Below are 6,119 nucleotides of genomic sequence, written 5' to 3' on the forward strand. Positions count from 1 at the left end.
GCGGGGCGGGGCAGACCAGGCACTGCGGAGGGCGGCGGACCCGGCTTGGGCAGTGCGCGGCGAGCCTCCAGTTGCGGAGAGCTCGTTCGGGCGGCGTGAGCAAGCGCACTGGTGGGGCGCCGGGTGATGCCCAGGCGCTTGCGGGCGACGGTGTACACCTCGTGGCGGTCACGCGGGCGTACGGCAACCACATGGATCTCGGTGCGGTGCGCGGAGCCGGGCGCTGGGCGTAGACGATGCGCCAGGCTTTGCGGCTGTCGACGTACAACTTGCGGTAGTCGGCGAGTTCGCCGAGCAGTTTGGGGCCAAACCTCCTGGCGTTGACCACGTCCTGGATCTGGGCGAGGGCCAGGTCGCGGATGTCGACTGGGGCCGCCAGGAGGTCGGTCAGGGCGCGCGGGTCGAATGAGAGACCGAAGGCGGGCTGGTGCTCGGGCCCGCTCATCCGGCGGCCTGGTCCGGCTCGCCGGGCTCCGGCTGGCCGCCGGCGGCGGCACGGGCCGTGCGGTGAGAGGAGGCGGGGCCGGGCAGCAGGCGGTGTGCGTCGCGGTCGGGGTCGGTCTGGCAGGCCGAGAGCGGTCCGCCCGCCGCCCGTACGTGAGCCAGGCAGTGGGTGAGGAAGTCGCGGTGCCACACGAAGAGTCCGGACGGCCCGGCCTCGGGGGCTTTGTGCTGCAGGTAGGCCATCCACAGAGCGTGGAGCCAGGCGACGACGTCGTCGTGCTCCTGCCACTGCTTGCACCACGGGGCGGCGGTGGTGACCTCCGCGCCGTAGGTGTCGATGAGGAAACCGTCGACCCAGTCCGTCAGTGCGTCCAGTTCGTCCTCGTACTCCTCGCCCTCCAATTCCAGGATCGGGCGCGGCTCGGGCGGCGCCTGGAGCGGTGCCCCGGGCACCCCGGGCAGGCTGGGCAGGCCGAACGCGGCGAAGGGCGAGGGGTCCGGAGGGGCGGAGAGACTGTCGAGCTGGCGGGCCTGCTCGGCCTGCTGCTCCATGAGCTTGCGGACGGTGGCCTCGACGCTCTCCAGATTCGAGTCCGGCAGCCGGACGGGTTCCATTTCCCCGTCGTCGGAGATGTCTATGGATTCGGGCACGAAATGGGTCTCCTTGCAGCCGCGGCCGTTGGCGTGTGAATGACGGCTCCACGATCCGGAGAATCCCCGGTTTCGCTAACCGGGGATCCGGTGTTATAACGCATCGCGCGGCACGGGGCCAGATGGGGTCAGCAGTCCGTTATCGCCCGCGCCGAGTGCCGGAAAACCCTAGGCGGACAGGTCGAAGTCGTCCTGGGACAGGTTCTGTTGCACGGTCTGGGTCAGCCGGTCGGCCGCGATCTCGGCGTATTCGCGGGTCTTCTCCACCCCGATGAACGAGCGTCCCTCCAGCAGGGCCGCGACCCCGGTGGATCCGGATCCGGCGGTGAAATCAAGGACGGTGCCGGCCTCGGGACAGATCTTGACCAGCTCCCGCATCACCTCCACCGGCTTCTGGGTGATGTGCTGGCGGTTCTTGCCGCTGGGCTGCGAGGCGGAGTAGAGGCCGGGCAGATAGACCGGGTTGCGGGAGCCGTCGATGGCACCCTTGGAGCCCCAGATGATGAACTCGCAGTTCTGGGTGAAACGGCCCTTCTGCGGCCTGGCCTGCGGCTTGTGCCACGCCAGTACGCCGCGCCACAGCCAGCCGGCCGCCTGCAACGCGTCCGTCGTCGTCGGCATCTGGCGCCAGTCGGTGAACAGCAGCGCGGTGCCGCCCGGCTTGGTCAGCCGGTGCGCCTCGGTCATGATCTGGGTGAGCCAGAAGCCGTAGGAGCGCTGGTCCATGTTCTCGCCGGTGAAGTCCGGCAGTGCGTGCTGCGCGTCAGCCGAGGTGTACTTCTGCTTCGCGCTGCGGCTGGTGCGCTCCTTGGCCGTCCGCCCGCCGGAGTTATACGGCGGGTCGGTGATGACGGAGTCCACACACTGGTCCGGCAGTGTCGCAAGGACGCTCAGCGCGTCGCCCTGGTGCAGGGAAAAAGACAAAGAGATACCCCAAATCGGCTCGGGTGAAAGTGGGCTGAATTGCTCCGGCCCGCACACGAAACCCGGCGGAAGGATGCGGGCACGACGGTGCCCACGGTCCGCGATACGGAGTGTGCGAGGGAGGAGCCCAAACCGTAGGGCACGATTCCCGGTGGAGCCGTGCCGTTGGGCGAAATTCCCGGGAAATTGTTTCCTGACGGAGCGTTATGCCGCTCACCGGTAATCCGTGGCTACGGTTTTGGAGCCCGGCAGCAACCGCCGCGGCTCTCTTCCCCGCCCCGAACCGAGGTCCACCATGCCCAGCTCCGCCTGAACCTGGCCACCGCACGCATCGCGAGTTGCAACTCGCCGCGTGCGCCCGGACCGTGGATCTACCCGCTTCCGCCCGCTGCGGCCCTCCCCAAGCACGCCCGCGCGGACGGGACTTCACCCTTCAAGGACGCCCCGTGACACCTCTCTCCCCTCCCCTGCCTGAAACTCCGCCGCCAGGAGGCGTGCCGGATTGAAGGCGATAGCCGCCGGCATCGGCGTCGTCTTCCTCTCCCCCATGCTGCTCGCCGGCACGGCCATGATGGTGGCCGCCGCTTCCAGCGAAGCCGCCGAAACCACCAGCTCCTTCAGCAGATGCCTGGGTGACATCGACACGGACGCCGTCACCCAGCAGGTGACGAAGATCCTCGACGGTGCGTCCGGCAAGGACGTGAAGGTCGAGGGCCTGACCCTTCCCGCCGAGCAGGTCCCCAACGCCCAGACCATCGTCGCCACCGGCCGCTCACTCGACGTGCCCCAGCGCGGGCAGATCGTCGCGCTCGCCACCGCGATGCAGGAATCACGCCTGCGCAACCTCTCCTCCGGCGACCGCGACAGCCTCGGCCTGTTCCAGCAGCGCCCCAGCATGGGCTGGGGCACCGCCCAGCAGATCCGCGACCCGGTGTACGCCAGCGAGCGCTTCTACAAGGCGTTGCTGAAGGTCAAGGGCTGGCAGCAGATGACCGTCACCCAGGCCGCCCAGGCCGTGCAGGGGTCCGGCTTCCCGGACGCGTACGCGCAGTGGGAACCGCTCGCCACCGCTTTGCAGAAGGCCATCGCCGCCGCATTCCCCGGCGGGGAGAAGGATCAGCCCGCCAAGGACGGCGACACGTCGAAGGACACCAAGGCCCCAACTTCCGGCTGCGGTCCGTCCGAGGACGGCTCCTCCTACGGGCGTATCCCCGAGGGCAGCGTGCCCAAGGGCTACACGATTCCGAAGGACGCCGATCCTAAAGCGCGTACGGCGATCGACTGGGCGATGCACCAGCTCGGCACGCTGTACCAGTGGGGCGGCAACTGCACCGCCGCGCACGGCCCCGACCCGATGGGCCGCTGCGACTGCAGCAGCCTCATGCAGCAGGCGTACGCCAAGGCCGGTATCAACCTGTCCCGCACCACGTACACGCAGGTCAACGAGGGCAAAGCCGTCTCGCCCGACAAGCTACGGCCTGGCGACCTGATCTTCAGCCGCGGCAGTGCCGCCGTACCCGAACACGTCGGGATGTTCATGGGGGCGGGCCTCGTCATCGAGGCACCCCGCACCGGCAAACCGGTCCGCATCACCCCGCTGAAGGACTGGGCGATTCTCGCCGCCCGCCGCGTCACCTGACGCCGCCCACCAGCCAGGAAGCACCGCACGGGCCTGGCCAGCCGCTTCTCGGCGCCGTCCGCGCCACTTCCCCTCCCGCCTCTTCCCCTCTTCGCCGGGCCGCACGCGGCCTGCGCACGCAAGGAGTCCCGCCACACCCATGCCCCTGCCTCTGTCAGACCATTTCATCCGGCTCGCCTACGACCCCGGCATCTCACCCCAGGGCGGCGGCCTTCCCGGCCTGAGCGTGCTGAAGAACGTCGTCAACTCGATCAACATGTTCGGGATCATCGGCGTCGTCGGGGCCCTGGCCGTCTCGCTCGGCGTGTGGGCCTGGGGCCACCACACCGGCGGCCACCAGGCCGAGGCCAACGGCAAGAAGGGCGCACTCGTCTCCGCCGGCGCAGCCCTCGGCTTGGGCGCGGCCAATGGCATTGTCGCGTTCTTCAGCGCCCTGGGATCGCAGGTCCACTGATGAAACGTTTCCCCTCTCTCTCCCTGTCCTCCTACGGCGTCGGCTGGTCGGCCAACCGCCGCATCGCGATCATCGCTATCACCCTCACCGTCCTGCTGGCGCTCGCCGCAGCCGTCGCGCTCTTCACCGGCCACGACAGCAGTGGCCCAGAAGCCGGAGCCGGTACGCCGTCCTCGGCGAGCAGCGCCTCGCCCTCCGAGCAGGCGCCGAAGCCGGGCAAGGGGACGGGGTCGGTGCCCAAGCCTCCGCAGGTCGCCGAGCCGGTGGCCTACGCCAAGGCCGCCGCCCAGATGCTCTGGTCCTACGACACCCGCAACACGACGCGCGACCAGCAGCTCGCCGGCATGAACGAGTGGATGACCAAGGAAGTCACGTACGCCGACTGGACCTCGGTCACCGCCCAGGTTCCGGATCCGACGCTGTGGTCGCGCATGGCCGACAACGCCCAGCACGCCAGCGCGACGGTCACCGAAGGCCACTACCCCTCCGCGTTCAAGGCGGCCCTGACCGAGGACCCGTCCGCGATCACCAAGGCGTACATCTACGTCGTCACCGTCAACGGCAAGCAGCAGATCGCCTGGGACAAGGGCGGCGCAGGAGCCGAGGACCGCGCCGTGACCCTGGCCGTCCAGTGCCGCCCCGGCAACGACTGCACCCTGGCCGCCATCGCACCGGGCGTCACGCAGTGACCCGCACCTGACACACGAAAGGAGACCAACTCCCCGTGGGTTTCTGCGATATCCCCCTCGCCGAAAAAGTGTGCGGCATGGCCGGCGCCACCAAGGGCGCCATCGACTTCGCCACCGATCCAGGCAAGGTCATCGGCGACTGGATGGCCAAGTCCGCCGGCGAACTCGCATCCGCCGCAGCCGACCTCGCCGCCAAAGCCGTCAACGCCACCACCCGCGTCGACCTCAACGCGGGCTGGTTCCGATCCAACTACGAGCTGCTGCTGCCAATCGGCCTGATCATCCTCGTCGCCACCTTCTGCGCCCAGCTGGTCCGCGCCGCGATGAAACGCGACGGCCAGGCCCTGACCCAGGCATTCACCGGCACGGCATCCGGCGTGATCTTCGCCTTCAGCGCCATCGCCCTGACCACGGTCGCCATCGAAGTCGTCGACGCCTTGTCCGACGGCCTGTTCAAAGCGTCGCACCTGTCGATCGAATCGGCGGTCCGGCGCATCGTGAAGGTGAGCGCGATTCCCGCGCTGGCCGGGATGGGCTGGCTCGTCGCCGTCTTCGCCGCTGTCGGAGCCGCCGTCGGCGCGTTCCTGTACTGGTGCGTGATGATGGTCCGCAAGGTCGGCATCCTTGTCATGGTCACCCTGGCCGTGTTCGCCGGTGCCGGCGGCGGCTGGGAGGCCGCCCGCCGGTGGCGGCGAGGCTGGATCGAAGCGACCGCGACCCTGGTCGTCTCGAAGCTTCTGATGACTGTGATCTTCGTGCTCGGCATCTCCGCCATGGGCAAGACCCAGGCCGCGGACGGCCTGGACGCACTCGCCGACGTCATGTCCGGCATCGTCATCATGGTCTTGGTCCTGTTGTGCCCGTACGCCACCTTCAAGTTCGTGCACTGGGCCGCAGAGGGTTCGGACGGCGAAACCATGCACCGTGCGGGTGGTGCCGGCGCCCAGCTCGCGCGGCAGCACACCGAACGCGCGGGCCGGAAGGCCGCCGCGATGGCGGCCACCGCCGGAACCGGCGGTGCGGCAGCCGGAGCGGGCGCCGCCCCGCAGGGACCCGACGCGGTGCCCGGCGGCGGATTCCCCGGCGACATCGCCTCCAACCCGACCGGTGGCAGCGGTCAGGAGAGCGGCGGCTCGGGTGGCCAGGGCATGAAGGGCGGTCTGGAGAAGGCCGTCCAGCCTCCGCCCACGCGCGCCACTGATGACACCAGTGGCCAGTTCGGCGGCGGTCCCGGCCAGGGCGGTCCCGGCCAGGGCGGTCCCGGCTCAGGCTCCCCGTCCGGCGGCGGGTTCATGTCGAACCCGGCAGGCTCCACCAC

General features: G+C 69.6%; 6 protein-coding genes and 1 pseudogene. 4 read left to right on the forward strand and 3 right to left on the reverse strand.

Features of this window, described 5'->3' with window-relative positions:
- The 3 genes and pseudogenes from ACJA3G_RS27490 to ACJA3G_RS27500 all read right to left on the reverse strand — a co-directional run.
- Window positions 1-445: pseudogene (locus tag ACJA3G_RS27490) on the reverse strand (hypothetical protein); the annotation flags it as partial.
- Entirely contained in the window at window positions 442-1,059 is a 618-nt protein-coding gene (locus ACJA3G_RS27495; RefSeq protein WP_406555735.1) for a DUF4913 domain-containing protein, read from the reverse strand. The gene ACJA3G_RS27495 and the pseudogene ACJA3G_RS27490, both read right to left, overlap by 4 nt.
- Before the next feature lie 204 nt (window positions 1,060-1,263).
- A complete protein-coding gene (locus tag ACJA3G_RS27500; RefSeq protein ID WP_393832092.1) occupies window positions 1,264-2,019 on the reverse strand; it encodes a DNA-methyltransferase in 756 nt (251 codons plus the stop codon).
- A 502-nt stretch (window positions 2,020-2,521) separates the two neighbouring features.
- Between ACJA3G_RS27500 and ACJA3G_RS27505 the strand changes: the two genes are divergently transcribed.
- From ACJA3G_RS27505 to ACJA3G_RS27520, 4 genes are all read left to right on the forward strand, one after another.
- A complete protein-coding gene (locus ACJA3G_RS27505) occupies window positions 2,522-3,658 on the forward strand; it encodes a C40 family peptidase (RefSeq protein ID WP_406555732.1) in 1,137 nt (378 codons plus the stop codon).
- Window positions 3,659-3,797: 139 nt separating this feature from the next.
- Window positions 3,798-4,112: a DUF6112 family protein gene (locus tag ACJA3G_RS27510; RefSeq protein WP_406555733.1), complete on the forward strand. Its 315-nt coding sequence runs from the start codon at window positions 3,798-3,800 to the stop codon at window positions 4,110-4,112.
- Window positions 4,109-4,801 carry a hypothetical protein gene (locus ACJA3G_RS27515; protein WP_406555736.1) on the forward strand — a complete coding sequence of 231 codons (693 nt, stop codon included), beginning with the start codon at window positions 4,109-4,111 and terminating at the stop codon, window positions 4,799-4,801. The genes ACJA3G_RS27510 and ACJA3G_RS27515 overlap by 4 nt, the downstream gene beginning before the upstream one ends.
- 35 nt (window positions 4,802-4,836) lie before the next feature.
- A partial coding sequence (locus ACJA3G_RS27520) for an ATP-binding protein (RefSeq protein ID WP_406555734.1) occupies window positions 4,837-6,119 on the forward strand: 1,283 nt, incomplete at its 3' end.

This window comes from Streptomyces sp. YS-3 (assembly GCF_045257485.1).
Classification (GTDB): Bacteria; Actinomycetota; Actinomycetes; order Streptomycetales; family Streptomycetaceae; genus Streptomyces.

Coding starts and splice junctions, on each gene's coding strand:
- ACJA3G_RS27495 (WP_406555735.1), bottom strand. CDS start 1,059: ATGGAACCCGTCCGGCTGCCGGACTCGAATCTGGAGAGCGTCGAGGCC.
- ACJA3G_RS27510 (WP_406555733.1), top strand. CDS start 3,798: ATGCCCCTGCCTCTGTCAGACCATTTCATCCGGCTCGCCTACGACCCC.